Annotated in this window: 38 protein-coding genes; 6 read left to right on the top strand and 32 right to left on the bottom strand. The window is 55.1% G+C overall.

Translation table 11 applies throughout. The features are described from left to right. Positions 1-27: 27 nt before the first annotated feature. Positions 28-1,839, bottom strand: a complete 1,812-nt coding sequence (gene typA / locus CDH48_RS13490; RefSeq protein ID WP_100689269.1) for a translational GTPase TypA — start codon at positions 1,837-1,839, stop codon at positions 28-30. Between the two features lie 164 nt (positions 1,840-2,003). On the opposite strand from typA, the gene CDH48_RS19100 reads away from it, so the two are divergent. The 5 genes from CDH48_RS19100 to glnG all read left to right on the top strand — a co-directional run bounded on the left by CDH48_RS19100 (position 2,004) and on the right by glnG (position 7,382). Next, positions 2,004-2,321 carry a hypothetical protein gene (locus CDH48_RS19100; protein WP_157807832.1) on the top strand — a complete coding sequence of 106 codons (318 nt, stop codon included), beginning with the start codon at positions 2,004-2,006 and terminating at the stop codon, positions 2,319-2,321. Positions 2,322-2,451: 130 nt separating this feature from the next. Beyond that, positions 2,452-3,855, top strand: a complete 1,404-nt coding sequence (gene glnA / locus CDH48_RS13485; RefSeq protein WP_100689268.1) for a glutamate--ammonia ligase — start codon at positions 2,452-2,454, stop codon at positions 3,853-3,855. 204 nt (positions 3,856-4,059) lie between these two features. Further along, positions 4,060-4,584 (top strand): DUF4124 domain-containing protein, encoded by a 525-nt coding sequence (locus CDH48_RS13480; protein WP_100689267.1) that lies wholly within the window; start codon positions 4,060-4,062, stop codon positions 4,582-4,584. A 279-nt stretch (positions 4,585-4,863) separates the two neighbouring features. Further along, positions 4,864-5,961, top strand: coding sequence for a nitrogen regulation protein NR(II) (gene glnL, locus CDH48_RS13475; protein WP_100689266.1), 1,098 nt, complete (start codon positions 4,864-4,866; stop codon positions 5,959-5,961). Continuing rightward, on the top strand, positions 5,958-7,382 hold the full coding sequence (glnG, locus tag CDH48_RS13470) for a nitrogen regulation protein NR(I) (RefSeq protein ID WP_100689265.1): 1,425 nt from the start codon (positions 5,958-5,960) through the stop codon (positions 7,380-7,382). Before glnL ends, glnG begins: the two co-directional genes overlap by 4 nt. Before the next feature lie 67 nt (positions 7,383-7,449). On the opposite strand, the gene ssb is transcribed toward glnG, so the two are convergent. Further along, positions 7,450-7,977 carry a single-stranded DNA-binding protein gene (gene ssb, locus CDH48_RS13465; protein WP_100689264.1) on the bottom strand — a complete coding sequence of 176 codons (528 nt, stop codon included), beginning with the start codon at positions 7,975-7,977 and terminating at the stop codon, positions 7,450-7,452. 57 nt (positions 7,978-8,034) lie between these two features. Further along, positions 8,035-9,405: an MFS transporter gene (locus CDH48_RS13460; RefSeq protein WP_100689263.1), complete on the bottom strand. Its 1,371-nt coding sequence runs from the start codon at positions 9,403-9,405 to the stop codon at positions 8,035-8,037. 177 nt (positions 9,406-9,582) lie between these two features. Here CDH48_RS13460 and uvrA point away from each other — a divergent pair, with 177 nt between their 5' ends. Further along, positions 9,583-12,417 (top strand): excinuclease ABC subunit UvrA, encoded by a 2,835-nt coding sequence (gene uvrA, locus CDH48_RS13455; protein ID WP_100689262.1) that lies wholly within the window; start codon positions 9,583-9,585, stop codon positions 12,415-12,417. 75 nt (positions 12,418-12,492) lie between these two features. Here uvrA and rplQ read toward each other — a convergent pair whose 3' ends face one another. The 29 genes from rplQ to CDH48_RS13310 all read right to left on the bottom strand — a co-directional run. Continuing rightward, a complete protein-coding gene (gene rplQ / locus CDH48_RS13450; protein ID WP_100689261.1) occupies positions 12,493-12,891 on the bottom strand; it encodes a 50S ribosomal protein L17 in 399 nt (132 codons plus the stop codon). 33 nt (positions 12,892-12,924) lie between these two features. Then, on the bottom strand, positions 12,925-13,929 hold the full coding sequence (locus CDH48_RS13445; protein WP_100689260.1) for a DNA-directed RNA polymerase subunit alpha: 1,005 nt from the start codon (positions 13,927-13,929) through the stop codon (positions 12,925-12,927). Between the two features lie 47 nt (positions 13,930-13,976). Next, positions 13,977-14,597, bottom strand: coding sequence for a 30S ribosomal protein S4 (rpsD, locus tag CDH48_RS13440; RefSeq protein WP_100689259.1), 621 nt, complete (start codon positions 14,595-14,597; stop codon positions 13,977-13,979). 18 nt (positions 14,598-14,615) lie between these two features. Continuing rightward, complete coding sequence (gene rpsK, locus CDH48_RS13435) at positions 14,616-15,005, bottom strand: 30S ribosomal protein S11 (RefSeq protein WP_071267319.1); 390 nt, start codon at positions 15,003-15,005, stop codon at positions 14,616-14,618. A gap of 13 nt (positions 15,006-15,018) precedes the next feature. Continuing rightward, on the bottom strand, positions 15,019-15,375 hold the full coding sequence (gene rpsM / locus CDH48_RS13430; RefSeq protein WP_100689258.1) for a 30S ribosomal protein S13: 357 nt from the start codon (positions 15,373-15,375) through the stop codon (positions 15,019-15,021). A gap of 143 nt (positions 15,376-15,518) precedes the next feature. Then, positions 15,519-15,632, bottom strand: a complete 114-nt coding sequence (gene rpmJ, locus CDH48_RS13425) for a 50S ribosomal protein L36 (protein ID WP_008174902.1) — start codon at positions 15,630-15,632, stop codon at positions 15,519-15,521. A 30-nt stretch (positions 15,633-15,662) separates the two neighbouring features. After that, a complete protein-coding gene (secY, locus tag CDH48_RS13420; RefSeq protein ID WP_100689257.1) occupies positions 15,663-16,985 on the bottom strand; it encodes a preprotein translocase subunit SecY in 1,323 nt (440 codons plus the stop codon). 17 nt (positions 16,986-17,002) lie between these two features. Continuing rightward, entirely contained in the window at positions 17,003-17,437 is a 435-nt protein-coding gene (gene rplO / locus CDH48_RS13415; RefSeq protein WP_100689256.1) for a 50S ribosomal protein L15, read from the bottom strand. 1 nt (position 17,438) lies between these two features. Then, entirely contained in the window at positions 17,439-17,627 is a 189-nt protein-coding gene (rpmD, locus tag CDH48_RS13410; protein ID WP_100689255.1) for a 50S ribosomal protein L30, read from the bottom strand. Between the two features lie 4 nt (positions 17,628-17,631). After that, entirely contained in the window at positions 17,632-18,132 is a 501-nt protein-coding gene (gene rpsE, locus CDH48_RS13405) for a 30S ribosomal protein S5 (RefSeq protein WP_100689254.1), read from the bottom strand. A 12-nt stretch (positions 18,133-18,144) separates the two neighbouring features. Next, positions 18,145-18,492, bottom strand: coding sequence for a 50S ribosomal protein L18 (gene rplR, locus CDH48_RS13400; protein ID WP_100689253.1), 348 nt, complete (start codon positions 18,490-18,492; stop codon positions 18,145-18,147). A gap of 9 nt (positions 18,493-18,501) precedes the next feature. Beyond that, positions 18,502-19,035: a 50S ribosomal protein L6 gene (rplF, locus tag CDH48_RS13395; protein WP_100689252.1), complete on the bottom strand. Its 534-nt coding sequence runs from the start codon at positions 19,033-19,035 to the stop codon at positions 18,502-18,504. Between the two features lie 9 nt (positions 19,036-19,044). After that, on the bottom strand, positions 19,045-19,437 hold the full coding sequence (gene rpsH / locus CDH48_RS13390) for a 30S ribosomal protein S8 (RefSeq protein ID WP_100689251.1): 393 nt from the start codon (positions 19,435-19,437) through the stop codon (positions 19,045-19,047). Positions 19,438-19,525: 88 nt separating this feature from the next. Next, on the bottom strand, positions 19,526-19,831 hold the full coding sequence (rpsN, locus tag CDH48_RS13385; RefSeq protein ID WP_100641172.1) for a 30S ribosomal protein S14: 306 nt from the start codon (positions 19,829-19,831) through the stop codon (positions 19,526-19,528). Between the two features lie 12 nt (positions 19,832-19,843). Beyond that, entirely contained in the window at positions 19,844-20,383 is a 540-nt protein-coding gene (gene rplE, locus CDH48_RS13380) for a 50S ribosomal protein L5 (protein ID WP_100689250.1), read from the bottom strand. A gap of 15 nt (positions 20,384-20,398) precedes the next feature. Continuing rightward, positions 20,399-20,719, bottom strand: a complete 321-nt coding sequence (gene rplX / locus CDH48_RS13375; protein ID WP_100689249.1) for a 50S ribosomal protein L24 — start codon at positions 20,717-20,719, stop codon at positions 20,399-20,401. 17 nt (positions 20,720-20,736) lie between these two features. After that, the gene (rplN, locus tag CDH48_RS13370; protein WP_007154005.1) at positions 20,737-21,105 is read right to left on the bottom strand and encodes a 50S ribosomal protein L14; all 369 of its coding nucleotides are present in this window, start codon (positions 21,103-21,105) and stop codon (positions 20,737-20,739) included. A gap of 18 nt (positions 21,106-21,123) precedes the next feature. Then, entirely contained in the window at positions 21,124-21,390 is a 267-nt protein-coding gene (rpsQ, locus tag CDH48_RS13365) for a 30S ribosomal protein S17 (RefSeq protein WP_100689248.1), read from the bottom strand. A 1-nt stretch (position 21,391) separates the two neighbouring features. Beyond that, a complete protein-coding gene (gene rpmC / locus CDH48_RS13360; RefSeq protein ID WP_100689247.1) occupies positions 21,392-21,583 on the bottom strand; it encodes a 50S ribosomal protein L29 in 192 nt (63 codons plus the stop codon). Then, positions 21,583-21,996, bottom strand: coding sequence for a 50S ribosomal protein L16 (gene rplP, locus CDH48_RS13355; protein WP_071267348.1), 414 nt, complete (start codon positions 21,994-21,996; stop codon positions 21,583-21,585). Before rplP ends, rpmC begins: the two co-directional genes overlap by 1 nt. Before the next feature lie 12 nt (positions 21,997-22,008). Then, complete coding sequence (gene rpsC, locus CDH48_RS13350; protein ID WP_100689246.1) at positions 22,009-22,692, bottom strand: 30S ribosomal protein S3; 684 nt, start codon at positions 22,690-22,692, stop codon at positions 22,009-22,011. Between the two features lie 11 nt (positions 22,693-22,703). After that, a complete protein-coding gene (gene rplV / locus CDH48_RS13345) occupies positions 22,704-23,036 on the bottom strand; it encodes a 50S ribosomal protein L22 (RefSeq protein WP_096784144.1) in 333 nt (110 codons plus the stop codon). A 17-nt stretch (positions 23,037-23,053) separates the two neighbouring features. After that, the gene (gene rpsS, locus CDH48_RS13340; RefSeq protein ID WP_100689245.1) at positions 23,054-23,329 is read right to left on the bottom strand and encodes a 30S ribosomal protein S19; all 276 of its coding nucleotides are present in this window, start codon (positions 23,327-23,329) and stop codon (positions 23,054-23,056) included. A gap of 23 nt (positions 23,330-23,352) precedes the next feature. Next, positions 23,353-24,180 carry a 50S ribosomal protein L2 gene (gene rplB / locus CDH48_RS13335; RefSeq protein ID WP_100689244.1) on the bottom strand — a complete coding sequence of 276 codons (828 nt, stop codon included), beginning with the start codon at positions 24,178-24,180 and terminating at the stop codon, positions 23,353-23,355. Between the two features lie 17 nt (positions 24,181-24,197). After that, positions 24,198-24,491 (bottom strand): 50S ribosomal protein L23, encoded by a 294-nt coding sequence (gene rplW / locus CDH48_RS13330; RefSeq protein ID WP_041341428.1) that lies wholly within the window; start codon positions 24,489-24,491, stop codon positions 24,198-24,200. Further along, entirely contained in the window at positions 24,488-25,093 is a 606-nt protein-coding gene (gene rplD / locus CDH48_RS13325; protein ID WP_100689243.1) for a 50S ribosomal protein L4, read from the bottom strand. Before rplD ends, rplW begins: the two co-directional genes overlap by 4 nt. An 11-nt stretch (positions 25,094-25,104) precedes the next feature. Next, entirely contained in the window at positions 25,105-25,743 is a 639-nt protein-coding gene (gene rplC, locus CDH48_RS13320; RefSeq protein ID WP_100689242.1) for a 50S ribosomal protein L3, read from the bottom strand. Positions 25,744-25,819: 76 nt separating this feature from the next. Next, positions 25,820-26,131 carry a 30S ribosomal protein S10 gene (gene rpsJ / locus CDH48_RS13315; RefSeq protein WP_041341420.1) on the bottom strand — a complete coding sequence of 104 codons (312 nt, stop codon included), beginning with the start codon at positions 26,129-26,131 and terminating at the stop codon, positions 25,820-25,822. 187 nt (positions 26,132-26,318) lie between these two features. Continuing rightward, positions 26,319-26,615: EF-Tu C-terminal domain-related protein (locus CDH48_RS13310; RefSeq protein WP_455429680.1), on the bottom strand; the 297-nt coding region annotated here is incomplete at its 5' end.

The following is a 26,615-nucleotide window of genomic DNA, read 5'->3' as shown; positions in this document are numbered from 1 at the left end:
CGCCGGTCTTTTTACGAAGCGTGTAGCTTATTTCTTGTTCGCGCGCTTACGCTCGTTTTCAGTGAGGTGCTTTTTGCGCAGGCGAATCGATTTGGGGGTTACTTCAACCAGTTCATCGTCATCGATGAACTCCAGCGCCTGCTCGAGGGTAAACTTGATGGGCGGCACCAGGCCAATAACCTCATCCTTGCCGGAAGCACGCATGTTATCAAGCTTCTTGCCCTTGGTCGGGTTGACCACCAGGTCGTTTTCACGGCTGTGTATGCCGCAAAGCTGTCCTTCGTAGACTTCCTGCCCGGGATCGAGAAACAGCTTGCCACGGCTTTGCAGGGTTTCCAGCGAGTAGGTCAGAGCGGTACCTGTGGCCATGGACACCAGCACACCGTTCTGCCGGCTTGTAACATCACCACTTTTGATCGGGCCGTAATGGCTGAAGGTTGAGGTGAGAATACCCGTGCCCGACGTCATGGTGAGGAAGGTGTTGCGGAAGCCAATCAGCCCACGGGCAGGAATGATGTATTCCAGGCGCATACGGCCTTTGCCATCCGGAACCATGTTGGTCAGATCGCCTTTGCGCAGACCCATTTGCTCCATCAGAGGGCCCTGGTGCTGCTCTTCAATATCCACAATAACGTTCTCGTACGGCTCCTGCTTCTCGCCGTCCACTTCCTTGATCACCACCTCCGGGCGACCTACGGCCAGCTCGAAATTCTCGCGGCGCATGTTTTCGATCAGAACTGAAAGATGAAGTTCACCACGGCCAGAGACCTTGAACTTGTCTGCAGAGTCGCCTTCTTCAACGCGAAGGGCAACGTTGTGCAGCAGCTCTTTCTCCAGGCGCTCCTTGATGTTCCGGCTGGTTACAAACTTGCCTTCCCGGCCACAGAAAGGCGAGTCGTTCACCTGGAAGGTCATGGAAACCGTCGGCTCATCTACGGAAAGCGGTGGCAGTGCCTCAATGTGGTTCATATCGCACAGGGTGTCGGAAATGAAAAGCTGGTCAAGGCCGCTCACGCACACAATATCGCCCGCCTGAGCTTCCTCCACTTCCACGCGCTGCAAGCCGGAATGCCCCATTATCTTCAGGATCCGGCCCTGGCGCTTCTTGCCATCAGCACCAATGGCAACCACCGGTGAATTGGTTCTGATCTTGCCGCGGGCAATACGGCCGATACCGATTACGCCCAGGAAACTGCTGTAATCCAGCTGGGAGATCTGCATCTGGAACGGGCCTTCCGGATCCACATCGGGTGCTGGCACATGGTCCACAATGGCCTGGAATACGGCGTCCATGTTGTCGGCCAGGTTTTCATGATCCAGGCCGGCAACACCATTCAATGCACTGGCATACACGATGGGGAAGTCCAGTTGCTCATCAGTGGCTCCAAGGCTGTCGAAGAGGTCAAAAACCTGATCCACAACCCAGTCCGGGCGAGCGCCCGGGCGGTCCACCTTGTTTACCACGACAATTGGCCGCAAGCCTGCGGCAAAGGCCTTCTGGGTAACGAAACGGGTTTGGGGCATTGGGCCGTCGATGGAATCCACCACCAGCAGCACGCAGTCAACCATACTCATAACCCGTTCCACTTCGCCACCAAAATCCGCGTGCCCCGGGGTGTCTACGATATTGATATCGTAACCATTCCATTTCAGTGCCGTGTTTTTGGCCAGAATGGTAATGCCTCGCTCTTTCTCCTGATCGTTGGAGTCCATCACCCGCTCGTTCTCGAGCTCTTTGCGATCCAGCGTACCAGACAGGCGCAGCAGCTTGTCTACGAGCGTGGTTTTACCATGGTCGACGTGGGCGATGATGGCGATATTACGAAGTTTTTCAATCACAAAATTATTCCTGCGGCATGCACTCAATGACCTGAGAAGGTCGTTCGCGGGCAACACCCGCACATGCCATCTCAAATCCGTAAAATGAACTCATCTACCGGAACCTGGCGGCCCGGCGCCTCGCCCGCAACCATCGGAAGACATTCCGGGTACAGGCAGAGAAAATGAAGCGGCGCGCAGTATATCGAAAACTCTGCACCGTTTATATGCAGAAGAACGCCTATTTCTTAATCAGCTTCATCCGCTCACCGGAGCGCACCAGCTTGGCGCAACGCCAGACATCACCGCCCACCAACGCACCAATCTGGTGCACGTTTTATACTTATGCCTTTCAGGCACAGGCTTCGCCCCTGAAAACCAGGGCAGAGCCAGCTTACAATCGGCCCCCTCATTTATTAACCGTCGCGTCGGATCAAAACTGGCAAGCGCCTTGCTTTGAATCTTCCACAAGGTTTTTAGCCCTCTGCCCGGCTGAAATGTGAAGGTAAGAGCCAACAGCTTTTGCTAAGCTGCGCAGATCTGTAAAACTGACCGGAATTCCGCCCACAGCACAATCCGGAACCCAGCCACTGAATCTGCCCACAGAACGGGGATTACTTACGGAGCATGTATATGTCCAAGACAGCCGATTTGATCAAAGAATACGAAGTCAAATGGATTGACCTGCGCTTCACCGACAGCCGCGGTAAAGAACAGCACGTTACCATGCCTGCAACCGAGGTGGATGAGGACTTTTTCACCGAAGGAAAAATGTTCGATGGCTCCTCCATCGCCGGCTGGAAGGGCATCAACGAATCCGACATGATTCTGATGCCGGATGACAGCAGCTCCGTTCTTGATCCTTTCACCGAAGAAAGCACCATCAACATTACCTGCGACATTGTTGAGCCTTCTACCATGCAGGGCTATGAGCGGGATCCGCGCTCCGTTGCCCGCCGCGCCGAGGAGTATCTCAAATCCACCGGCATCGCAGATGGCGCCCTGTTTGGCCCTGAGCCAGAGTTTTTCGTTTTCGATTCGGCAAAGTGGAAAACCGACATGCAGGGCTCCATGTATTCCCTGCACTCAGAAGAAGCAGCCTGGGTTTCCGGTGAAGACTTTGACCGCAACAACATTGGCCACCGCCCGGGTGTGAAGGGCGGCTACTTCCCTGTACCACCGGTAGACAGCCTGCACGACCTGCGGGGCGCCATGTGCGCTGCCATGGAATCCATGGGGCTGGTCATTGAAGTGCACCACCACGAAGTGGGCACCGCGGGCCAGTGTGAAATCGGAGTCGGCCCAAACACGCTGACCAAAAAAGCCGACGAAGTCCAGATCCTGAAATACTGCGTGCACAACGTGGCCCACGCCTACGGAAAAACCGCCACCTTTATGCCCAAGCCGGTCGTAGGCGATAACGGCTCCGGCATGCACGTACACATGAGCCTGAACAAAGACGGGAAAAACCTGTTTGCCGGCGACAGCTATGCCGGACTGAGCGAAATGGCGCTGTTCTACATTGGTGGCATCATCAAGCACTCCAAGGCCATCAATGCCTTCACCAACCCCGCCACCAACAGCTACAAGCGGCTGGTGCCGGGCTACGAGGCACCGGTTATGCTGGCCTATTCTGCCCGTAACCGCTCTGCATCAATCCGCATTCCCTATGTAACCAGCCCGAAAGCTCGCCGTGTGGAAGTACGTTTCCCGGACCCGGCTGCCAACCCCTACCTGGCGTTTGCGGCACTCCTGATGGCCGGCCTCGATGGCATCCAGAACAAGATTCACCCGGGCGATGCCATGGATAAGGATCTGTACGACCTGCCAAAGGAAGAGGCTCTGAGCATCCCTAAAGTGGCGGAAACTCTCCAGGAAGCATTGGACTGCCTGGCGGAAGACCATGAGTTCCTGACCCGCGGCGGCGTGTTTACCGAAGATATGATTCAGGGCTACATTGACCTGAAGCGCGGCGAGGTTGAGCGCATCAACATGACCACCCACCCGGTTGAGTTCGAGCTTTATTATTCCTGCTAAGGCCCCGGGCGGTTTCTGCTGAAACTGCCGGGCTGACAAACAGCGGCTTTGAAAGCCTCGCCTCACAGGGCGGGGCTTTTATGTGAACCGTTACACAACGCCACAGCTCTTAACGATATGTAATCATCAACTCCACCCTGCTACATTGAAAAGGCCTGCCCTGCCATTGATAATCAGGTTAAAACATCACTGCAGGCTGAAATTATGAACCCCACGCTTGGAATCACCGCGGCGCTGATACTTCTGACCACAGGGCCAGCTCTTGCGGAGGTGTACCGCAACGTGGACGCACAAGGCAACGTCACCTTTTCCGATGAACCGTCGGAAGGCGCAGAGACGGTGAAGTTGAAGCCTGTTACAACCATCACCCTCCCCAAACCGCAAACTGTCCGGGAAACCGACAAGCTGCGGGAAGAAGTGAAACGTGAAGGCTCGGTCTATGAGAGCGTTTCCTTCACTTTTCCCGAGAATGACCAGGCCTTTCACAGCGGCAGTGGTGATGTGCGTTTTGAAATGCGCAGCACGCCACCCCTTGAGCCGGGGCATAAGTACGAAGTCACGCTGGACGGCCAGCCTGTAGGCCAGAGCACATCCGGCTCGATCACCGTTAACAATGTTTTCCGGGGCACCCACGAAGCCGGCGTACATATTGTCGACAGCAATGGTGTGCAGATTAAAACCGGTAACCCTGTTCGCTTCACCGTCCACCGCCCTTCCGTTCTGAACTGAACCGCATTTCGCACCATAATGGTGCGCGCGCACAAAAATAGTGCGACAATAACAACGGTAATCGCGCAATCCTGCCGGACTGCGCTTTTATTGCCCAACGAAATGCGTTGCAGCGAAGCCCCGCCAGCGAGTCCGACGCCTTACCTCCACGCTCAGCCACAGACGCACAGAATCTGGTTCGTTTTTTGCTGAGTTCTGTTACAGCGGTTGTTACGGATTCAAGGGCCAGCTGACCGAAACCCTGCCCGTTCTGCCAGCCATTACCAACAGGATTCGCCTATGGCACATCCATCAGCCAATACCAACAGCTACAAGAACATGCTGGATAACCTCACCACAGCGGTTGTTGTACTGGGGGACAATCTGATCATCCGCTACCTGAACCCGGCAGCCGAGAATCTTTTTGAAACCAGCCTGGCGCGCAGCGCTGGCCTCACCTTCGGGGATATTCTCCTTGATTCGGAGATCGCCACCCGAACTCTGCGCAAAGCCGCTGAAACCGGCCATCCTTACACCCGCAGGGAAACCGAATTTCTGCTTGCCAGTGGCTCAAGAAGAACCGTGGACTACTCTGTGTCGCGCCTGGAGCAGAACCCGCCCGGGCTGCTGGTTGAGATACAACCCCGGGATCGGCTGCTACGGATAAGCCGGGAAGAAGACCTCATAGCACAGCAGGAGACCACACGTGTTCTGGTGCGGGGTATGGCGCATGAAATCAAGAATCCACTTGGCGGAATCCGTGGCGCCGCACAATTGCTTGACCGTGAGCTGCATAGCGCAGGTCAGCGGGAATATACGCAGATTATCATTGAGGAAGCTGATCGCTTACGCAGCCTTGTTGACCGTATGCTTGGCCCCAACAAGGCACTGAAACCGGCCCCGGCCAACATTCATGAAATTCTTGAGCGTGTACGCACTCTGCTCGAAGCCGAAAGCAAGGGCCGGGTGCTGTTCCAGCGGGACTACGACCCAAGCCTGCCAGAGTTTGCGGGGGACAAAGAGCTTTTGATCCAGGCCTTTCTCAACATTGCGCGCAATGCCATGGAGGCGGCATTTGAAAGTGAGGCCTGCAACCAGAATGAACCGCAAGTACCCACCATTACGTTTCGAACACGGGCTCTTCGGCAAGTCAGCATTGGCCCCCGGCGCCATCGACTTGCATGCCGCATCGACATCATCGACAACGGCCCGGGAATCGCACCGGAACTGCGCCAGAATATTTTTTACCCGATGATCAGTGGTCGCGCTAACGGCACAGGTCTCGGGCTGTCCATTACCCAGAGCATCATTGGCCAGCATAACGGGTTGGTTGAGTGCGAGAGCGAACCGGGACAGACGGACTTCATTATCTTCCTGCCACTGGAGGTCACACCATGAACCGCGCATCTGCCAAAATCTGGATCGTCGACGACGACCGCAGCATACGCTGGGTACTGGAACGCGCCCTTAGCCAGGCCGGCATGCAACCTACAGCATTCGATAGTGGCGCAAACATCATGAAGCAGCTGGAACGCGAGCAACCGGACGCCATCATCAGTGATATCCGCATGCCCGGAGTGGACGGCATCACGCTGCTTTCCCGGATTGGCCAGGCACACCCGAACGTACCCGTGATTATCATGACTGCGCACTCCGACCTGGAAAGCGCTGTTTCCAGCTACCAGAGTGGTGCCTTCGAGTATCTCCCGAAACCCTTTGATGTAGACGACGCCGTTGCTTTGGCAAAAAGAGCGGTCGCCTACAGCCATGAGAAGAAAGCGGTCGCCACACCGAAAACACAATCGCCTGAACAAAGCACTGAAATTATTGGCGAAGCCCCGGCCATGCAGGAGGTTTTCCGGGCCATTGGCAGACTTTCCAATTCCAATATCACCGTTCTGATTAACGGTGAAAGCGGCACCGGTAAAGAACTGGTCGCCCAGGCTCTTCACAATCACAGCCCCCGGGCCCGACATGCATTTATTGCCCTTAATATGGCAGCCATCCCAAGAGATCTTATGGAGTCTGAGCTTTTTGGCCACGAAAAAGGCGCATTCACCGGGGCAACCGGCATTCGCCAGGGCCGTTTCGAGCAGGCCAACGGAGGCACACTTTTTCTCGACGAAATTGGTGATATGCCGGGTGACACCCAAACCCGCCTGCTCAGGGTTCTGGCTGATGGCGAGTTTTATCGCGTTGGCGGCACCACGCCCATCAAGGTGGATGTGCGTATCATCGCCGCCACTCACCAGAATCTGGAAAAGCTCGTTACGTCGGGCGCCTTCCGGGAGGATCTTTTCCACCGCCTGAACGTTATCCGCGTGCATCTGCCAAAACTTTCAGAACGCCGGGAAGATATTCCCCGCCTGATGCAGCACTTCCTCCAGCGTGCCGCAAACGAACTGGCGGTGGAGCCCAAAGTCCTGCTGCCGGAGGCGGAGAAATATCTTGTCTCCCTGGCCTGGCCCGGCAATGTGCGGCAACTTGAAAACACCTGCCGCTGGCTTACCGTGATGGCCAGCGGCCGGGAAATTCACATAAACGACCTGCCGCCGGAGCTACTGGAGCAACCCGAACAGAACACCACTGGCACAACCTGGCAGGAAGGATTGCGGAACTGGGCCCGCCAACTACTGGCCCATGGAGAAAAGAACATCCTGGATTCGGCTGTGCCGGAGTTTGAAAAAATCATGATCGAAACCGCCCTCGACCATACCGGCGGCAAACGACGGGATGCCGCTCTTCTTCTTGGCTGGGGCAGAAACACACTTACCCGCAAAATCAATGAACTGGGCATGGACAGTTCGGGCAGCGACTAAACCTTCAGCCAAAGAAAAACGACCACCGAAGCAGTCGTTTTTCTTTACACTCTCTAATCAACCGAGCCTAGAAGGGTATATCGTCATCAAAATCGTCCACCGGCTCGGGCATGCTGCCACCCTGAGCTGGTTGGGCCTGCCCCTGGGTGTAACCACCTGAATGCGGCGGCTGGTGGGGCTGAGGGGCTGGTGCTGATTGCTGCTGGGGGCGGCCGGCAGGTACACCCTGGCTCATACCGCCTTCACTGCCACGACTGTCCAGCATCTGCATCTGGCCATTAATGTCGACCACCACTTCTGTGGTGTAAACGTCCTGACCTTCCTTGTTCTGCCATTTACGGGTTTGCAGCTTGCCCTCAATATAGACTTTGGACCCTTTACGCAGGTACTGGCCAGCAATCTCGGCTATCTTTCCGAACATGACGATGCGATGCCATTCGGTTTTCGGAACCATCTGGCCGGTCTGGCGGTCCTTGTAACTCTCGTCGGTAGCAAGGCTCAGGTTCACCACGGCATTGCCGTTCGGGGTATAACGGGTTTCCGGATCCTGCCCGAGATTCCCGATAAGAATAACTTTGTTTACGCCTCTTGCCATGTTCCGCTCCTGATTCTGTTTTCAGCGACACCCGCATTCCTTGCGGGCCTCCGGATTTCAAGAATTGCTGCCCTGCCGGACGAATGGAAAGTCCGCAAGCAGCGCCTCATCAAAGTGCTGTCGGTCCACCTTGAGATAGGCGGTGGCAGCGTTTTCAACAATGACCACATCCTGCACGCCCGGCAAGCGGCGCAGAGTGTCATCAACATCGTCATACTGGTTGTTCGCTATATCACGCAACTGTACCACGAAACCTGAATTATGGCTTGGTGCTGGCATGGTCAATGCCACCAGCAACCAGAGCCCGAGAACAGTTACCATAAACCAGACGACCCCTTCGATTCCAACCTGCTGCAACAGGTAACCCCCAAGGGCGCCGCCCAGGAAGGCACCCATGAACTGGGAGGTAGAATACACACCCATGGCCGTTCCCTTGCTGGCCGCCGGGGCTTCTTTGCTGATCAGGGACGGCAGGCTGGCTTCCAGCAGGTTGAAGGCCATAAAGAAGAAAAACATGACCACCCAGGCGAATACCAGGCTGTCTGACACCCCGGCAAGCCCCGCTGTCGCCGTTGCAAGCAAAGCAATAGCTCCACAGAGCACTGGCTTCATTTTGCGTTTTTTCTCGCCGATAATGATAAACGGTACCATGGCGAAAAAAGAGGTAATCATCACACTCAGGTAAAACCACCAGTGGGAACCTGTGGCCAGCCCCAACTGATTCTGCAGCACGGATGGAAACACCAGAAACAGGGACGTCAGCACAAGATGCAGTGCAAAAATACCGAAATCCAGCCGCAACAGACGCCCGTCAGACAACACGTGCCCCAGCATGGCTTTTGCAGGGTGTGTATCGGCACTGGTTTTCTGCTGGTGCGGCGTAGGCACCACTCGGCTGACAATGAAAAGCGCTACCAGGGCCAGCACAGCGGTGGCGTAGAAAATTCCTGACAATCCCCACACAGAACCCAGCAAGGGCCCGAGCACCAGGGACACAGAAAACGAAAGCCCGATAGAAATGCCCACTGTCGCCATGGCCTTGGTGCGTTGCTCTTCCCGGGTCAAATCACTGAGCAGCGCCATGAGCACACTGGCAATAGCGCCTGCGCCCTGAAGAATCCGACCGGCAATAACAACGTATATTGAGTCCGCCGCGCCAGCCAGCATGCTGCCGGCAGCAAACAGGATCAGGCCGATATAGATCATGCGCTTGCGGCCAACCCGATCTGACAGCAAACCGAAGGGGATCTGCAGCAAGGCCTGGCTCAGGCCATAGGCACCAATGGCCAGGCCAAGCAGCGCCGGTGTCGCGCCCGCAAGGTCGTTACCCAGCAACATGAATACGGGCATGACCATAAACAACCCGAGCATACGCATGGCATAGACCGACGCCAGCGCGAATACGGAGCGTTTTTCCAGCGCATTCATGGTAGTGAGCTCCTTTCCCGGGGTTGAAAGCAGGTTCCTGCGAAAGAACCTGCATTATTCAGGCGCCGCATTGTAACAGAACCAGCCCCGGCGGTGGACAGATACGAATCAACCGGCACTTTCGCCGCGGCGGGCGTAACGCGGTATAATTTCCGTTTTTTCTCCAAGCGAGGTGTTATGGATCACATCCGGATCAAAGGGGCACGAACCCACAACCTGAAAAACATCGACCTGGAGATCCCGAGGGACAAACTGATCGTTGTAACCGGCTTGTCCGGCTCGGGAAAGTCGTCCCTCGCCTTCGATACACTGTATGCCGAGGGCCAGCGCCGCTACGTGGAATCCTTGTCCACCTACGCACGCCAGTTCCTCTCTATGATGGAGAAGCCCGATGTGGACCACATCGAAGGCCTGTCTCCTGCGATTTCTATTGAGCAGAAATCCACCTCCCACAACCCGCGGTCGACTGTTGGCACCATCACCGAAATTTACGATTACCTGCGCTTGCTGTATGCCAGAGCGGGCGAGCCAAGGTGCCCGGATCATGGCCAGCCACTGGAAGCCCAAACCGTCAGCCAGATGGTGGACCAGGTGTTGGCGATGCCGGAAAACAGCAAACTGATGATTCTTGCGCCGGTAATCCGCGATCGCAAAGGTGAACACCTGCAGGTTGTGGAGACCATGCGAAGCCAGGGGTTTATCCGCCTGCGGGTGGACGGAACGGTTTACGACATAGACGATGTGCCTGAACTCGACAAGAAGCGCAAACACCAGATTGATGTTGTTGTCGATCGCTTCAAAGTGAAGCCCGGCCTTGAACAGCGGCTTGCTGAAAGCTTTGAGACAGCCCTGGGGCTGGCCGATGGCATTGCGCTGGTGGCGCCAATGGACGCGCAACCAGGCTCCGCAAACGAAGAACAGACTTTTTCTGCCAAATACGCCTGCACCCAATGCGGTTATGCGCTGAGCGAACTGGAACCCAAGCTGTTTTCATTCAACAACCCCGCCGGTGCCTGCCCAACCTGCGATGGCCTGGGTATCAAACAGTTCTTCGATGCCGAAAAAATCGTTCAGCATCCGGAGGCAACACTCGCAGCCGGCGCCATAAAAGGCTGGGATCGCCGCGCTGTGTACTATTTCCAAATGCTGGGTAGCGTGGCCGATCACTATGGTATTGACCTGGAAACGCCCTGGGCAGAGCTACCGGAGGCCTTCCGGAAAACACTTCTGTTCGGGTCAGGCAGCGAAGAGATTCCGTTTCGCTATGTGAATTCCCGCGGCCATATCATGGAACGATCCCACTCCTTCGAGGGCATTATTCCAAATCTCGAACGCCGCTACCGGGAAACCGATTCCCAGAGCATGCGCGAGGAACTGGCCCGTAACCTCAGCACCCAGCCCTGTAAAGACTGCCATGGTTCGCGCCTGCGCCGCAGCGCGCGCCACGTCTTCATTGAAGAACGCAACCTGCCGGAGATAACCCGCCTTCCAATCGGCGAGGCCTTTTCCTATTTCGACACTCTTGCGCTGCCAGGCCGCAAAGGGGAAATCGCCGAAAAAATCACCAAAGAGATCCGGCAACGCCTTCAGTTCCTGGTGAACGTTGGCCTTGAGTACCTGACGCTGGAGCGCAGCGCCGACACGCTTTCAGGTGGTGAGGCTCAGCGCATCCGGCTTGCCAGCCAGATAGGTGCGGGCCTTGTGGGCGTGATGTATATACTGGACGAACCTTCCATCGGCCTGCACCAGCGCGACAATGACCGGCTGCTAAGTACCCTTACTCACCTGCGGGATCTGGGTAACACCGTTATTGTTGTGGAACACGATGAAGACGCCATTCGTGCCGCAGACCACGTTATCGATATCGGCCCCGGTGCCGGCGTGCACGGCGGCCAGATCATTGCCCAGGGCACGCCGGCACAGATTCTGGCCAACCCGGATTCGCTTACCGGCCAGTACCTGAGCGGGGCCAGGGAAATAGCCATCCCTGACACCCGAAACAAGGGTAGCGGCGAAACCCTCACCCTGTCCGGTGCCACCGGCAACAACCTGCAGAATGTCACGCTCAATTTGCCCCTGGGCATTATGACCTGCATAACGGGGGTTTCGGGTTCTGGCAAATCCACCCTGATAAACAGCACGCTCTATCCTGTCGCCGCCGCCAAACTGAACAAGGCGACAAGCCTCAGCCACGCTCCCTTCGAAGAGCTGACAGGTCTGGAGAAGCTGGACAAGGTGATTGATATCGATCAAAGCCCGATCGGACGCACACCCCGCTCCAACCCGGCCACCTACACCGGCCTGTTCACCCCCATACGTGAACTGTTTGCCGGTACCCAGGAAGCTCGCTCTCGAGGCTACAAACCTGGCCGCTTCTCCTTCAACGTCAAGGGCGGCCGCTGTGAGGCCTGCCAGGGCGATGGCATGATCAAGGTGGAGATGCACTTCCTTCCGGATGTGTACGTGCCCTGCGATGTGTGCAAAGCCAAGCGCTATAACCGGGAGACCCTGGAAGTCCGTTACAAAGGCAAGAATATCAACGAAGTGTTAAACATGACGGTTGAGGAAGGACGGGAATTTTTTGATGCCGTGCCGTTTCTCGCCCGAAAACTGCAAACCCTGATTGATGTAGGGCTCTCCTACATTCGCCTCGGGCAAAGTGCGGTCACTCTCTCTGGCGGTGAAGCCCAGCGGGTAAAGCTGGCCAAAGAACTGTCGAAACGGGATACGGGCAAGACCCTGTATATTCTCGACGAACCCACTACCGGGCTGCACTTCTACGACATCCAGCAGCTACTGAACGTACTGCAGCGTCTGAGAGATCACGGCAACACCATTGTGGTTATCGAGCACAACCTCGACGTCATCAAAACCGCAGACTGGGTTATCGATCTCGGACCCGAGGGTGGATCCGGCGGAGGACGGATTATTGCGGAAGGCACGCCGGAAGACGTTGCGGAGAATCCGGCATCGCACACCGGTCGCTACCTGAAACCATTGCTAACGAAATAACAGGGAAAAATCTCCAACCACAAAAAAACCGGACACCACACGGCATCCGGTTTTTTTGTGGACTGGCCAACGATGTTACTCGTCGTCTTCGTCCACTTCTTCCGCTTCGATGTCCAACGGACGGCCTACCAGCTCAACAAATGCCATGGGGGCATTGTCGCCGGCACGGAAGCCACACTTCAGTATACGAAGGTAACCACCCGGACGCTCGTTGTAACGGGGGCCAAGCTCATCAAACAGCTTGGCTACCGCCGCATCGTCGCGCAGACGAGAAAACGCCAGGCGACGATTCGCAACCGAATCTTTCTTGGCGAGCGTGATCAAAGGCTCAGCTACACGACGAAGCTCTTTGGCTTTCGGCAGCGTTGTTTTAATCAGCTCATGACCAACCAGTGACGCAGTCATGTTACGAAACATGGCCTTGCGATGCGCACTGGTCCTGCTGAACTTACGACCACTCTTACGATGACGCATTGCTCTGATTCCTTACCTTAAACTAATCGGCAATCAACCGCCCAGAACCCGGTCGTCGCCACGAAGGCTAGCCGGCGGCCAGTTATCAAGACGCATCCCCAGAGACAAACCACGAGACGCCAGAACGTCCTTGATCTCGGTGAGCGACTTCTTACCAAGGTTAGGCGTCTTCAACAGCTCAACTTCTGTGCGCTGGATAAGATCGCCGATGTAGTAAATGTTTTCAGCCTTCAAGCAGTTAGCTGAACGCACTGTGAGTTCCAGATCATCAACCGGGCGCAACAGAATAGGATCGATTTCTTCCTCTTCTTCAACGCGCTCAGGCTCTTTTTCATGATCGAAATCTACGAACACCGCCAGTTGCTGCTGGAGAATCGTGGCCGCCCGGCGAATTGCTTCTTCCGGATCGATGGTGCCATTGGTCTCCAGATCAATCACCAGCTTGTCCAGGTCAGTACGCTGCTCTACACGTGCACTTTCCACGGAGTAGGCTACGCGACGAACCGGACTGAAGGTTGCATCCAGCTGCAGGCGTCCGATGGCGCGTGTTTCATCTTCATCGAGACCACGCTGGTCAGCAGGCTCATAGCCGCGACCGCGGGCCACCCGCAGACGCATGTTCACTTCACCCTTTTCACTCAGGTGGCAGATCACATGGTCCGGGTTGGAGATTTCCACGTCATGATCCAGCGTGATATCACCGGCTGTAACAACGCCCGGGCCTTTCTTGCTGAGCGTGAGCTCAGTGTCATCCCGACCGTTCATCTTGACCGCAACGCCCTTGAGATTCAGCAGAATCTCAATGACGTCCTCCTGGACACCTTCAATGGCGCTGTACTCGTGCAAGACACCGTCAATCTGCGCTTCAGTCACAGCGCAGCCCGGCATCGAAGACAAGAGAATCCGACGCAATGCGCTACCCAGGGTATGACCGAAGCCTCTTTCGAGAGGTTCCAGTGTCACCTTGGCGCGGGTTGCATTCGATTCCTTCACGTCAATGGTACGAGGTGTCAATAACTCTTGTACTGAACGCTGCATAGACGCCCCTATCTGCTATCGTTGCTACTTACGTTGCAAATCAGGCTTTACTTGGAGTAAAGCTCGACGATGAGGTTCTCATTGATGTCGGCCGGCAGTTCAGTACGTTCGGGTACTGACTTGTAAACGCCGGACATCTTGCTGGCGTCGACCTCTACCCAGCTCACCGGAGCACGGCCTGCAGACAGATCCAGCGCGCCTTTGACTCGCAGCTGATTTCTGGCCTTTTCACGCACACTCACAACATCACCCGGCTTGACCTTGTAGGAAGGGATATTCACTACCTTGTCATTAACCAGGATCGCCTTGTGAGAGACGAGCTGACGGGACTCTGCACGGGTAGAACCGAATCCCATGCGATATACAACGTTATCAAGACGCGTCTCGAGAAGTTGCAGCAGGTTTTCACCGGTTGCACCCTTCTGGCGAGCCGCCTCTTTGTAATAGTTGCGGAATTGCTTTTCCAGAACGCCATAAATCCGACGAACTTTCTGTTTTTCACGAAGCTGTACGCCATACTCGGACAGACGGCTGCGACGCGCGCCGTGCATACCCGGCGGAGTCTCGATGTTGCACTTGGAATCCAGCGCGCGAACACCGCTCTTCAGAAAAAGATCTGTCCCTTCACGACGAGACAGCTTGCACTTCGGGCCTGTATAACGAGCCATAATTCACTGTCTCCTGTGTTAGACGCGGCGCTTTTTGGGCGGACGACAGCCGTTATGGGGAATCGGCGTCACATCTGTGATGTTGGTGATCTTGTAGCCGCACCCATTAAGAGCACGAACTGCAGATTCACGTCCGGGCCCGGGACCCTTAACCTCTACGTCCAGGTTTTTAAGGCCGTATTCAGCAGCCGCGTTACCGGCTCTTTCAGCTGCTACCTGCGCAGCAAAAGGTGTACTCTTACGCGACCCACGGAAACCGGAACCACCGGATGTGGCCCAGGACAGAACGTTGCCCTGACGGTCAGAAATGGTCACGATGGTGTTGTTGAAGGACGCATGAACGTGTGCGACGCCATCAACAACCGTCTTTTTCACCTTTTTACGGGTACGTGTACCTGGCTTTGCCATGTTTGCCTACCTGTTACTTACGAATAGGTTTGCGAGGACCTTTACGGGTGCGCGCGTTGGTCTTGGTGCGCTGGCCGCGGACAGGCAGTCCGTGACGATGGCGCAGACCACGGTGACATCCGAGATCCTTCAAACGCTTAATGTTCATCTGTACTTCACGACGCAGATCGCCCTCAACGACCACTTTACCCACTTCTGTACGAAGTGATTCAAGCTGCTCGTCAGACAGGTCCTTGACCTTGACGTCCGGCTTGACGCCGGTTGCATCGCAAAGCTTCTGAGCTGTTGTCTTGCCAATACCAAAAATGTAGGTCAGCGAGATAACAGCATGTTTGTGATCGGGTATATTGACACCGGCTATACGTGCCATCCAAATTACTCCGCGTTCAAAGCTTTGCTGTGTGAATTGTCCGCCACAAAAAGGGCGCGAAATAATAACGCCTGACCCGGTATCGAGTCAAGCGCTACCATTACGAACCTTTTTTAAACAGACCAGAGAGTTTCCCGAAAGAATCAGCCCTGGCGCTGTTTGTGACGAGGCTCCGAGCAAATGACTCGCACTGAGCCATTGCGACGAATTACTTTGCAGTTACGGCAAATTTTCTTTACCGAAGCGCGTACTTTCATTGTCGACTCCAGTTTTCAAGGGGAACGGGTTCAACCGTTCCGTCCATAGCCCTTGAGATTGGACTTCTTCATCAGCGATTCATACTGATGCGACATCAGGTGCGACTGAACCTGCGCCATGAAATCCATCACTACGACTACAACAATCAGCAGTGAGGTACCGCCCAGATAGAACGGAACATTCCCGGCCACCATCAGAAACTGAGGGAACAGAGAGACTGCTGCAATGTACATTGCACCGAACAGTGTCAGACGGGTCAGCACGCCATCAATATACTTGGCTGTCTGGTCGCCTGGACGTATGCCCGGAATAAACGCTCCAGAGCGCTTGAGATTATCCGCAACTTCCTTCGGATTATACATCAGGGCTGTGTAGAAGAAGCAGAAGAATACAACTGCTGCTGCAAACAGAATGATGTACAACGGCTGGCTTGGGGCCAACGCCTGGGAAATGTCACTGAGCCACTCCATGCCTTCACCCTGACCAAACCACTGACCCAGCGATGCCGGGAAAAGCAGGATGGATGAAGCAAAAATGGGCGGAATAACACCGGCCATGTTCACCTTCAGGGGCAAATGGCTGGACTGCTGGGCAAAGACCCGGCGACCCTGCTGCCGCTTGGCGTAGTTGATAGTCAGCCGACGCTGACCGCGCTCCATGAACACAACGAAGCCAACTACCGCGATCGCCAGAATGCCGATACCAAGAACCACCAGCAGGCTCATTTCACCATTACGGGCTTGCTCCAGAGTCTGGCCAATTGCACCGGGAAGCCCGGCAACAATGCCTGCAAAAATAAGCAGGGAGATGCCGTTACCGACACCCCGCTCGGTAATCTGTTCGCCCAGCCACATCATGAAGACGGCACCACTCACGAAAGAGACAACCGCAACAAAGTGGAAGCTGAAACTATCGTTGAAGGTTACGCCTTGCGAGGCCAGACCGACAGAAATACCAAAACCCTGAACCAGAGCCAGGACAACCGTACCGTACCGCGTGTACTGGCTGATCTTTCGACGCCCGGCCTCACCCTCTTTCTTCAGCTGCTCTAGTTGCGGACTTACCGCAGTCATGAGCTGCATGATGATCGAGGCGGAGATATACGGCATGATACCGAGAGCGAAGATACTCATGCGCTCGAGCGCACCACCTGAAAACATGTTGAACATACTCAGGATCGTGCCCTGATTCTGCTCGAACAGTGCCGCCAAACGGTCGGGGTTAATACCTGGCACCGGAATGTGGGCACCAATCCGGTACACCAGCAATGCCAGGAAGACAAACCAGAGCCGCGAGCGCAGCTCTGCAAGTCCTTTTCCCGCGCCCGCAGGCAATGATGCGTTCTTCGCCATTTAGTCCTCGACTCGCCTTAGTCTTCGACTTTACCACCCGCGGCAGAAATTGCCTCGCGCGCGCCTTTGGTTACCCGAAGTCCTTTCACGGTTACCGCACGGTCAATTTCGCCCGACAGGATAACCTTGGCTTCGCGAATTTCCTCGCGGATGATGTCAGCCTTTTTCAGGGCAGCAAGATCCGCAATATCACCTTCAACCTTTGCCAGTTCGCTCAGACGAATCTCGGCAACATAACGCTGCTGGCGCGATGTGAAACCAAATTTCGGAAGACGACGAGCCAATGGCTGCTGACCACCCTCAAAACCGGGTGCCACGCTGCCACCGGAACGGGACTTCAAACCCTTGTGACCACGGCCACCGGTTTTACCGAGACCGCTACCGATACCACGACCTACGCGCTTGGCGGCGGGACGTGAACCGGGCTCTGGACTAAGTTCGTTCAGACGCATCTTAGTTCTCCTCAACCCGAACCAGGTAATTCACCCGGTTAATCATTCCGCGTATGGACGGGGTATCCTCTACCTCAACGGAATGACCGATTTTACGAAGACCCAGGCCTTTCACACAAAGCTTGTGCTTGGGCTGGCAGCCGATCGGGCTGCGGGTCAGAGTTACTTTAATCGTTTTTGCGTTCGCCATGACTTCAACCCAGAATCTCTTCGACGGATTTACCGCGCTTGGCTGCAATATCTTCAGGCGCTTGCGTTGCCTGGAGACCCTTGATGGTGGAACGTACCACGTTTACCGGGTTGGTAGACCCGTAACACTTGGACAGTACGTTCTGCACCCCTGCCACTTCCAGCACTGCACGCATCGCACCACCGGCGATGATACCTGTACCTTCAGAAGCCGGCTGCATGTACACCTTGGAACCACCGTGCTGGGCCTTAACCGCGTACTGCAGCGTTGTGCCATCAAGAGGCACATCCACCATATTTTTACGCGCAGCTTCCATGGCCTTCTGGATAGCGACCGGCACTTCACGCGCCTTGCCTCGACCAAAGCCGACCCGCCCTTTTCCGTCACCTACAACGGTCAACGCGGTAAACGCAAAAATGCGACCACCCTTAACCACCTTGGCAACGCGATTTACCTGAACCAGCTTCTCCTGGAGCTCAGGCGCCTTCTGATCGTTAACGCTCATCTTCTCCACCTCTTAGAATTGCAAGCCAGCTTCACGGGCAGCGTCGGCCAAAGCCTGAACACGACCATGATAACGGTAACCGGAGCGGTCAAAAGCGACCTGCTCGATACCTGCCGCCTTGGCACGCTCAGCAATCAGCTGGCCCACCTTTTTGGCGGCGTCCACGTTACCGGTTGCACCCTGGCGCAATTCCTTATCCAACGTGGAGGCAGTGGCAATCACCTGGCTGCCATCTGCTGTCGTGACCTGGGCGTACATATGACGCGGGGTGCGATGCACGCACAGGCGTGTCGTACCCAGTTCACGGATCTTCATGCGCACTTTGCGTGCGCGACGCAATCTTTCGTTATTCGCGCTCATAGTCCCGCCTTATTTCTTCTTGGCTTCTTTGCGTCTTACCTGCTCATCCGCATACCGAACACCTTTGCCCTTGTAAGGCTCGGGCGGACGGAACGCGCGGATTTCCGCAGCGACGTGGCCAACCTGTTGCTTGTCGATACCGCGAATGACAATTTCCGTGTTGGACGGAGTTTCTGCGGTAATCCCCTCGGGCAGCTCATACTCAACCGGGTGAGAAAAACCCAGCGTCAGATTGAGCTTCTTACCTTGCGCCTGGGCCCGGTAACCTACGCCCGTCAGTTGGAGCCTGCGCTCCCAGCCTGCGGACACACCGGTCACCATATTATTGACCAATGCGCGAGTTGTACCGGCAAGAGCGCGGGACTTTTGGGCACTGTCACGGGCAGCAAAGCGAAGAACATTTTCTTCCTGTTTTACTTCAACCGCCTGGTGAATTGAAAACTCAAGCGCTCCTTTGGAGCCCTTAACACTAATTTCCTGTCCGTTCAGCTTAACCTCAACACCGGAAGGCAGCACGACAGGATTATTGGCAACCCTGGACATGTGATTCTCCTAGAATACGGTGCAGATGACTTCGCCACCCACGCCGGCAGCACGTGCGGCGCGGTCTGTCATAACGCCCTTGGACGTAGAGACAATCGCGACTCCCAAACCGCCGGATACCTTCGGCAGTGCCCCGGCGCCTTTGTACTGGCGCAGGCTTGGACGGCTAACCCGCTTGATCTGCTCAATAACCGGCTTGCCACCGAAGTATTTGAGAGTGATCGTCAGCTCGGGCTTCGCATCAGCTGAAACGGAAAAATCTGCTACGTAACCTTCGTCCTTAAGGACCTGGGCTACGGAGACTTTCATCTTTGAAGACGGCATCGTAACGTCTGCTTTCGATGCCATCTGGGCGTTGCGTATACGGGTTACCATATCCGCAAGCGTATCTTGCATACTCATTGGTATGAGGCTCCTGATCTTTTTAGTTGTGCAGCGGCTTGCCGCACCGCTTACCAACAGGCACCTGACCGAAGTCAGGCCGCCAATCTTACCAGCTTGCCTTGGTCAGGCCCGGAACGTCACCACGCATGCCGTATTCACGGAGTTTAATCCGTGAAAGCTCGAACTTGCGCAGAACACCGTGGGGCCGACCAGTCACCTGGCAACGATTACGAAGACGCGAAGGAGAAGCATCGCGAGGAAGCTGTTGCAGCTTCATCTGTGCATCCCAACGGTCATCATCGCTGGTATTCGGGTTCTTGATAATCGCCTTGAGCTCAGCACGCTTCGCTGCATATTTTGCAACGGTCTGCTCGCGCTTGAGCTCACGGTTTTTCATTGAAACCTTTGCCATTACTCTCGTTCCTTATCGCTTGAACGGAAAGCCGAAAGCTTTCAACAGCTCGCGACCTTCATCGTCGGTATCGGCACTGGTGGTAATGGTGATATCCAGACCGCGGATCTTGTCGACTTTGTCGTACTCGATCTCGGGGAAGATAATCTGCTCACGCACACCCATGCTGTAGTTACCGCGCCCGTCAAAGGACTTGGGATTCAGACCGCGGAAGTCACGAATGCGGGGAACCGCAATGTGCACCAGACGGTCAAAGAAGTCCCACATGCGCTCGCCACGCAGGGTAACTTTACAACCAATTGGCCAACCTTCACGGATCTTGAAACCCGCAACGGATTTACGCGCCTTGGTGACAACGGCTTTCTGACCGGCCAGGCGCTCAAGATCCGCCACGGCATTCTCAATCAGCTTTTTGTCACCGACCGCTTCGCCGACACCCATGTTCAGGGTAATCTTTTCGATACGCGGCACCTGCATGATGTTCTTGTAACTGAACTCTTTCTGCAGGGCGGGTACCACTTCCTTGCTGTACTGCTCTTTCATGTTAAGCATCGTAACCACCACCGCTTACTGGTTATCGACAGCTTCGTTCGTAGCTTTGAAGATCCGCACTTTGGCACCGTCTTCCTTGATCTGGAAGCCGACACGATCGGCCTTGCCGGTCTGCGGATTAAAAATAGCCACGTTGGAAGCCTGGATAGGTGCTTCTTTTTCGACGATGCCACCCGGGGTGCCCAGCATCGGGTTTGGCTTGGTGTGCTTCTTGATCATGTTGATCCCTGAAACAACCACCCGGCCATCATCCTGAACCTTCAGGACTTTACCACGTTTACCTTTGTCTTTCCCCGTGGTGACGATTACTTCGTCATCTCGTTTGATCTTTTTCATAACCGGCCTCTGGTCCTTTAAAGTACTTCGGGTGCCAGTGATATAATTTTCATGAACTTCTCGTTACGCAGTTCACGGGTAACCGGTCCGAAGATACGGGTACCAATGGGTGCGTCCTGATTGTTCAGAAGTACAGCCGCGTTACCGTCAAAACGGATCAGCGACCCGTCAGGACGGCGAACACCCTTGCGGGTGCGCACGACAACAGCCTTCAGTACCTGGCCTTTCTTCACCTTGCCGCGGGGAATGGCTTCCTTGACGGTCACCTTGATAATATCCCCAACGCTGGCATAACGCCGGTGTGAACCGCCCAGGACCTTGATGCACATCACCTGACGCGCACCGCTGTTATCCGCGACTTCAAGCATTGTCTGAGTCTGAATCATGGTTGTTCTCCGGGCGTCTTACACCTTGGCTGCATGTTCGGTGACTTCGACCAGGGCCCAGCTTTTGGTCTTGGAGACCGGGCGGGTTTCCTGAATGGTCACGGTGTCACCGATATTGCACTGGTTGCTCTCATCGTGAGCGTGAATCTTGGTTGAACGCTTCATGTACTTTCCGTACAGAGGATGCTTAACCTGGCGCTCAACCAGTACCACGATGGATTTCTCCATCTTGTTGCTCACGACCTTGCCGCTCAGAGTTCTGGCAGTTTTGGTAGCTTCGGTCATGTTACTGTCCTGCCTTTTCGTTCAATACTGTTTTCACGCGAGCAATATCACGCTTCACCCCTGAGAGGAGATGAGACTGATTCAGCTGACCTGTTGCTTTACGCATACGCAGGTTGAACTGCTCCTTCAGGAGTCCGATCAGCTCTTGCTTCAGCTCCTCGGCTGACTTTGCACGCAGCTCTGTTGCTTTCATCACATCACCGTCCTCGTTACAAAGGTGGTCTGTACTGGCAGCTTGGCAGCAGCGAGAGTGAAAGCTTCGCGGGCGATATCTTCCGCCACACCTTCCATCTCATAGAGCATGCGGCCTGGCTGAATCTCAGCCACCCAATACTCGACAGAACCCTTACCTTTACCCATACGAACTTCCAGGGGCTTGCCGGTGATCGGCTTGTCCGGGAAGACGCGGATCCAGATCTTACCACCCCGCTTGATCTTACGGGTCATGGTTCGACGTGCGGCTTCAATCTGGCGCGCTGTTATACGCCCGCGACTGGTGGCCTTCAATCCGTATTCACCGAAGCTCACCTTGTTAGCGCGGTGGGCAAGACCGGTGTTACGGCCTTTCATTACCTTGCGAAATTTGGTGCGTTTTGGTTGCAGCATAAGATTGCCCCTTTACTTAGAACCTTTCTTCCCAGAGGCTTTCTTGTCGGCACGGACCTGCTCCATACCACCAAGAATCTCACCTTTGAAGATCCATACCTTGACGCCGATTACGCCGTAAGTGGTATGCGCTTCGTAGGTTGCGTAATCAATATCTGCACGCAGTGTGTGCAGTGGAACACGACCTTCGCGATACCACTCGGAACGGGCAATTTCAGCTCCCCCGAGACGACCGCCAACCTGAATCTTGATACCCTTGGCGCCCTGGCGCATGGCGTTTTGTACCGCGCGCTTCATGGCGCGACGGAACATCACACGACGCTCCAGCTGGCCGGCAACGTTTTGCGCTACCAGGCGGGCATCCAGATCCGGCTTGCGGACTTCTTCAATGTTGATGTGCACAGGCACGCCCATCATCTCGCCGACTTCACGGCGCAGACGGTCAACATCTTCACCCTTCTTACCGATAACAATACCGGGGCGGGCAGTATGAATCGTGATACGGGCGTTCTGAGCAGGGCGCTCGATCACAATCTTGCTGACAGACGCTTTCTCAAGACGCTTGTCGAGGAATTCACGAACCTGAATGTCGTTCAACAGGTTTTTCGCGTATTCCTTTTTATCGGCATACCATACTGAGTTGTGCTCTTTGATCACACCCAGGCGCATGCCGGTTGGATTTACTTTATGACCCATCTGAGCATCTCCTACTTGTCGGCGACCTTGACGGTGATATGGCAGGTGCGCTTCATGATTCTGTCAGCGCGCCCCTTGGCTCGAGCCTTGATTCGCTTGAGCGTCGGGCCCTCATCCACCATGACGGTGGAAACCCGCAGTTCGTCAACGTCCAGACCTTCGTTGTGCTCAGCGTTGGCGATGGCAGACTCAAGAGCTTTCTTGATAATCACCGCCGCCTTCTTTGGGCTGAAAGTCAGAATGTTCAGGGCGTCCTCAACAGCCTTGCCGCGGACCTGGTCGGCGACAAGACGGGCCTTCTGAGCTGAGAGGCGAGCGCCCTTGTACTTGGCTGCTACTTCCATTTCTATTCCCCTCACAATCAGCGTTTAGCTTTCTTGTCGGCCGCATGGCCACGATAAGTGCGCGTCGCCGCGAACTCACCCAGTTTATGCCCGACCATGTCTTCGGTGACATAAACCGGCACGTGTTGCCTGCCGTTGTGGACTGCGATGGTCAGGCCTACGAACTCCGGAAAAATCGTTGAGCGACGGGACCAGGTCTTGATCGGTCGCTTATCGTTTGCTTCCAGAGCTGCCTCGACCTTCTTCAACAGATGCAGGTCTATAAAAGGACCTTTCTTTAAAGAACGTGGCACAGCATTTACCTCTATGTAGTCGTTTACTTGGCTGAACGACGACGTACTATCATTTGGTCAGTACGCTTGTTCTTACGAGTCTTATGCCCTTTGGTCGGAACACCCCACGGAGTTACCGGGTGACGTCCGCCAGAGGTACGCCCTTCACCACCACCATGTGGGTGGTCAACTGGGTTCATAGCAACACCACGTACTGTTGGACGCTTGCCACGCCAACGTGATGCACCCGCTTTGCCAAGCTGCTTGAGACTGTGCTCACTGTTGGAAACCTCTCCCAACGTGGCACGACAATCAACAAGCACCTTACGCATTTCACCTGAACGCAGGCGGATGGTCGCATAAGCGCCTTCCCGGGCAACCAGCTGTACGGATGCGCCCGCAGAGCGAGCCAGCTGAGCACCTTTGCCAGGCTTGAGCTCAACGCAATGGATCACAGAACCAACCGGGATATTCCGCAGCGGCAATGTGCTTCCTACCTTGATAGGCGCGTCGATTCCGGAACGCACAGGATCACCGATCTGCATACCTTTGGGAGCGATAATATAGCGGCGCTCGCCGTCGGCATACTTGATCAGCGCAATGTGCGCCGAGCGGTTCGGATCGTATTCAATGCGCTCTATTGTCGCTGGAACACCATCTTTGGTCCGCTTGAAATCAATAATACGGTAGTGCTGTTTATGACCACCACCAACATGACGGGAGGTAATGCGGCCAGCATTGTTACGACCACCCGACTTGCTCTGAGATTCAACCAACGGTGCGTAAGGGCGCCCTGTGTGCAGGTCAGGGTTGTAAAGCTTTACAACGTGACGGCGTCCGGCAGATGTTGGTTTGGTTTTGACGATCGGCATATTACGACCCCTTTACCTTATTCCACATCCAGAAAATCGATGTCCTGACCTTCAGCCAGCTTTACGTAAGCCTTGCGAATGTCATTACGCTTGCCGAATCCGCGGATAGTGCGCTTAAGCTTACCCTTACGGTTCAGAACCTGAACACCTTCTACGGTGACGTTGAACAACTGCTCAACGGCCTTCTTGATCTCCGGCTTGGTTGCGTCCGGGGCGACCCGGAAAACCACCTGACCATGCTCGGCTACCAGAGAGGCTTTCTCCGATACGTGAGGTCCGAGAAGGACCTTGTAAATACGTTCCTGATTCATCCCAGCATCTCCTCGATCTTCTTAAGAGCGGGAACAGTCACCACAACCTTCTCGAAGGCGACCAGACTAACCGGATCCAGACCTGCAACATCACGCACATCAACGTGCGGGACATTGCGCGAGGCCAGATGCAGGTTCTGCTCAACACTTTCTGTCAGTATCAGGGCGTTAGACACACCCAGATCCGCCAGCTTGGAGGCAAACACCTTGGTCTTGGGCGCGTCGATTGCAAAATCATCAACCAGCACCAGGCGCTCCTGACGAACCAGCTCAGAGAAAATGGACCGCAATGCGGCGCGGTACATCTTGCGGTTAACTTTCTGTTCATAACCACGGGGCTTGGCAGCAAAGGTTACGCCGCCGGAGCGCCAGATCGGGCTGCGAATAGTACCAGCACGTGCGCGACCTGTACCCTTCTGACGCCATGGTTTTTTACCGCCACCACTGACTTCTGAACGGGTCTTCTGAGCCTTGGTACCCTGACGACCGGCTGCCATATAGGCAGTGACGACCTGATGAACCAGTGACTCGTTAAAATCTTTGGCAAATGCAGCTTCGGAAACAGAAATCCCCTTGCCGCTACCTGTAATTGTCAATTCCATCGAACCGCTCCTCAGGCTTTAAGTGCAGGCTTGATGACAACATCACTGCCAGTTGCGCCGGGCACGGCACCACTGATAAGCAGGAGGTTGCGCTCGGCGTCGACACGGACAATCTTGAGATTCTGCACAGTGACCTGTGCATTACCCATCTGGCCCGCCATCTTTTTGCCCTTGAATACCTTGCCCGGAGTCTGGTTCTGACCGATAGAACCCGGAGCACGATGTGACAGGGAGTTACCATGCGTTGCGTCCTGCATGGAGAAGTTCCAGCGCTTTACGCCGCCCTGGAAGCCCTTACCCTTGGAGCGACCGGTAGCATCAACAAGCTGACCATCTTCAAAGACGGTTGCCAGAATTTCGCCACCTGCAGCCAGATCTTCGCCTTCACCATCAGCCAGACGAAACTCCCAAACGCCACGACCAGCTTCCACGCCGGCTTTGGCGAAATGCCCAGCCGCTGCCCTGGTCACTCGTGACGCACGGCGCGAGCCTACAGTCACCTGAACAGCGCGATACCCATCGTTTTCGAGAGTCTTGAGTTGAGTAATGCGGTTGGGCTCAACCTCAACCACCGTGACAGGCAGCGCCTGCCCGTCTTCCGTAAAAATACGGGTCATACCAGCCTTGCGGCCGACAACACCAATTGCCATGTTTCACCTCTATAGTGTACGGGGCTCTCACCCTCTATGGCCTTAGGACAGTTACACAGATTAATACCGGGCGGTATTAACCGAGGCTAATCTGAACGTCTACACCTGCTGCCAGGTCCAACTTCATCAAAGCATCTACTGTCTTTTCCGTTGGCTCAACAATATCGAGCAAACGCTTGTGAGTACGAATTTCATACTGGTCGCGCGCGTCTTTGTTGACGTGCGGAGAAACCAGAATAGTGTACTTTTCCTTCCGCGTCGGCAGAGGGATAGGTCCACGCACCTGAGCGCCGGTCCGCTTTGCGGTATCGACAATCTCCTGCGTGGACTGGTCGATCAGGCGGTAATCAAACGCCTTCAACCGGATTCGAATCTTTTGGCTTTGCATGATGCACCAAACTCCACTCGTAGCAGCTACTTGTTAGCCGACCTTCAAAAAAAGGAGCCGCATTGTATGCATAATACCCAACCCTGTCAACAAGCATAGTCACTGACCGGGCCAGGAGAGGCGATTGCGACTGAAACGGAAAAAGGGGCTGACAAAATCAGCCCCTTTTTCTGATGCAACGAGTGAATTACTCGATGATCTTCGCGACAACACCGGCGCCAACGGTACGACCGCCTTCGCGAATCGCGAAGCGCAGGCCATCTTCCATGGCGATCGGAGCAATCAGCGTTACTTCCATCTTCACGTTATCACCCGGCATAACCATTTCCACGCCTTCCGGCAGTTCACAGGAACCGGTTACGTCAGTGGTACGGAAGTAGAACTGCGGACGATAGCCCTTGAAGAACGGAGTATGACGGCCACCCTCGTCCTTGCTCAATACGTACACCTCACACTCAAACTTGGTGTGCGGCTTGATGCTGCC

Source organism: Marinobacter aromaticivorans (assembly GCF_002806975.1).
Classification (GTDB): Bacteria; Pseudomonadota; Gammaproteobacteria; order Pseudomonadales; family Oleiphilaceae; genus Marinobacter; species Marinobacter aromaticivorans.
The sequence above is the reverse complement of the archived record's forward strand: the minus strand, read 5'-3'. Positions and strand labels throughout refer to the sequence as shown.

Coding starts and splice junctions, on each gene's coding strand:
- CDH48_RS19100 (WP_157807832.1), top strand. CDS start 2,004: ATGAAGCGGCGCGCAGTATATCGAAAACTCTGCACCGTTTATATGCAG.
- glnA (WP_100689268.1), top strand. CDS start 2,452: ATGTCCAAGACAGCCGATTTGATCAAAGAATACGAAGTCAAATGGATT.
- CDH48_RS13480 (WP_100689267.1), top strand. CDS start 4,060: ATGAACCCCACGCTTGGAATCACCGCGGCGCTGATACTTCTGACCACA.
- glnL (WP_100689266.1), top strand. CDS start 4,864: ATGGCACATCCATCAGCCAATACCAACAGCTACAAGAACATGCTGGAT.
- glnG (WP_100689265.1), top strand. CDS start 5,958: ATGAACCGCGCATCTGCCAAAATCTGGATCGTCGACGACGACCGCAGC.
- ssb (WP_100689264.1), bottom strand. CDS start 7,977: ATGGCAAGAGGCGTAAACAAAGTTATTCTTATCGGGAATCTCGGGCAG.
- CDH48_RS13460 (WP_100689263.1), bottom strand. CDS start 9,405: ATGAATGCGCTGGAAAAACGCTCCGTATTCGCGCTGGCGTCGGTCTAT.
- uvrA (WP_100689262.1), top strand. CDS start 9,583: ATGGATCACATCCGGATCAAAGGGGCACGAACCCACAACCTGAAAAAC.
- rplQ (WP_100689261.1), bottom strand. CDS start 12,891: ATGCGTCATCGTAAGAGTGGTCGTAAGTTCAGCAGGACCAGTGCGCAT.
- CDH48_RS13445 (WP_100689260.1), bottom strand. CDS start 13,929: ATGCAGCGTTCAGTACAAGAGTTATTGACACCTCGTACCATTGACGTG.
- rpsD (WP_100689259.1), bottom strand. CDS start 14,597: ATGGCTCGTTATACAGGCCCGAAGTGCAAGCTGTCTCGTCGTGAAGGG.
- rpsK (WP_071267319.1), bottom strand. CDS start 15,005: ATGGCAAAGCCAGGTACACGTACCCGTAAAAAGGTGAAAAAGACGGTT.
- rpsM (WP_100689258.1), bottom strand. CDS start 15,375: ATGGCACGTATAGCCGGTGTCAATATACCCGATCACAAACATGCTGTT.
- rpmJ (WP_008174902.1), bottom strand. CDS start 15,632: ATGAAAGTACGCGCTTCGGTAAAGAAAATTTGCCGTAACTGCAAAGTA.
- secY (WP_100689257.1), bottom strand. CDS start 16,985: ATGGCGAAGAACGCATCATTGCCTGCGGGCGCGGGAAAAGGACTTGCA.
- rplO (WP_100689256.1), bottom strand. CDS start 17,437: ATGCGTCTGAACGAACTTAGTCCAGAGCCCGGTTCACGTCCCGCCGCC.
- rpmD (WP_100689255.1), bottom strand. CDS start 17,627: ATGGCGAACGCAAAAACGATTAAAGTAACTCTGACCCGCAGCCCGATC.
- rpsE (WP_100689254.1), bottom strand. CDS start 18,132: ATGAGCGTTAACGATCAGAAGGCGCCTGAGCTCCAGGAGAAGCTGGTT.
- rplR (WP_100689253.1), bottom strand. CDS start 18,492: ATGAGCGCGAATAACGAAAGATTGCGTCGCGCACGCAAAGTGCGCATG.
- rplF (WP_100689252.1), bottom strand. CDS start 19,035: ATGTCCAGGGTTGCCAATAATCCTGTCGTGCTGCCTTCCGGTGTTGAG.
- rpsH (WP_100689251.1), bottom strand. CDS start 19,437: ATGAGTATGCAAGATACGCTTGCGGATATGGTAACCCGTATACGCAAC.
- rpsN (WP_100641172.1), bottom strand. CDS start 19,831: ATGGCAAAGGTTTCAATGAAAAACCGTGAGCTCAAGCGCGAGCAGACC.
- rplE (WP_100689250.1), bottom strand. CDS start 20,383: ATGCTTAACATGAAAGAGCAGTACAGCAAGGAAGTGGTACCCGCCCTG.
- rplX (WP_100689249.1), bottom strand. CDS start 20,719: ATGAAAAAGATCAAACGAGATGACGAAGTAATCGTCACCACGGGGAAA.
- rplN (WP_007154005.1), bottom strand. CDS start 21,105: ATGATTCAGACTCAGACAATGCTTGAAGTCGCGGATAACAGCGGTGCG.
- rpsQ (WP_100689248.1), bottom strand. CDS start 21,390: ATGACCGAAGCTACCAAAACTGCCAGAACTCTGAGCGGCAAGGTCGTG.
- rpmC (WP_100689247.1), bottom strand. CDS start 21,583: ATGAAAGCAACAGAGCTGCGTGCAAAGTCAGCCGAGGAGCTGAAGCAA.
- rplP (WP_071267348.1), bottom strand. CDS start 21,996: ATGCTGCAACCAAAACGCACCAAATTTCGCAAGGTAATGAAAGGCCGT.
- rpsC (WP_100689246.1), bottom strand. CDS start 22,692: ATGGGTCATAAAGTAAATCCAACCGGCATGCGCCTGGGTGTGATCAAA.
- rplV (WP_096784144.1), bottom strand. CDS start 23,036: ATGGAAGTAGCAGCCAAGTACAAGGGCGCTCGCCTCTCAGCTCAGAAG.
- rplB (WP_100689244.1), bottom strand. CDS start 24,180: ATGCCGATCGTCAAAACCAAACCAACATCTGCCGGACGCCGTCACGTT.
- rplW (WP_041341428.1), bottom strand. CDS start 24,491: ATGAATCAGGAACGTATTTACAAGGTCCTTCTCGGACCTCACGTATCG.
- rplD (WP_100689243.1), bottom strand. CDS start 25,093: ATGGAATTGACAATTACAGGTAGCGGCAAGGGGATTTCTGTTTCCGAA.
- rplC (WP_100689242.1), bottom strand. CDS start 25,743: ATGGCAATTGGTGTTGTCGGCCGCAAGGCTGGTATGACCCGTATTTTT.
- rpsJ (WP_041341420.1), bottom strand. CDS start 26,131: ATGCAAAGCCAAAAGATTCGAATCCGGTTGAAGGCGTTTGATTACCGC.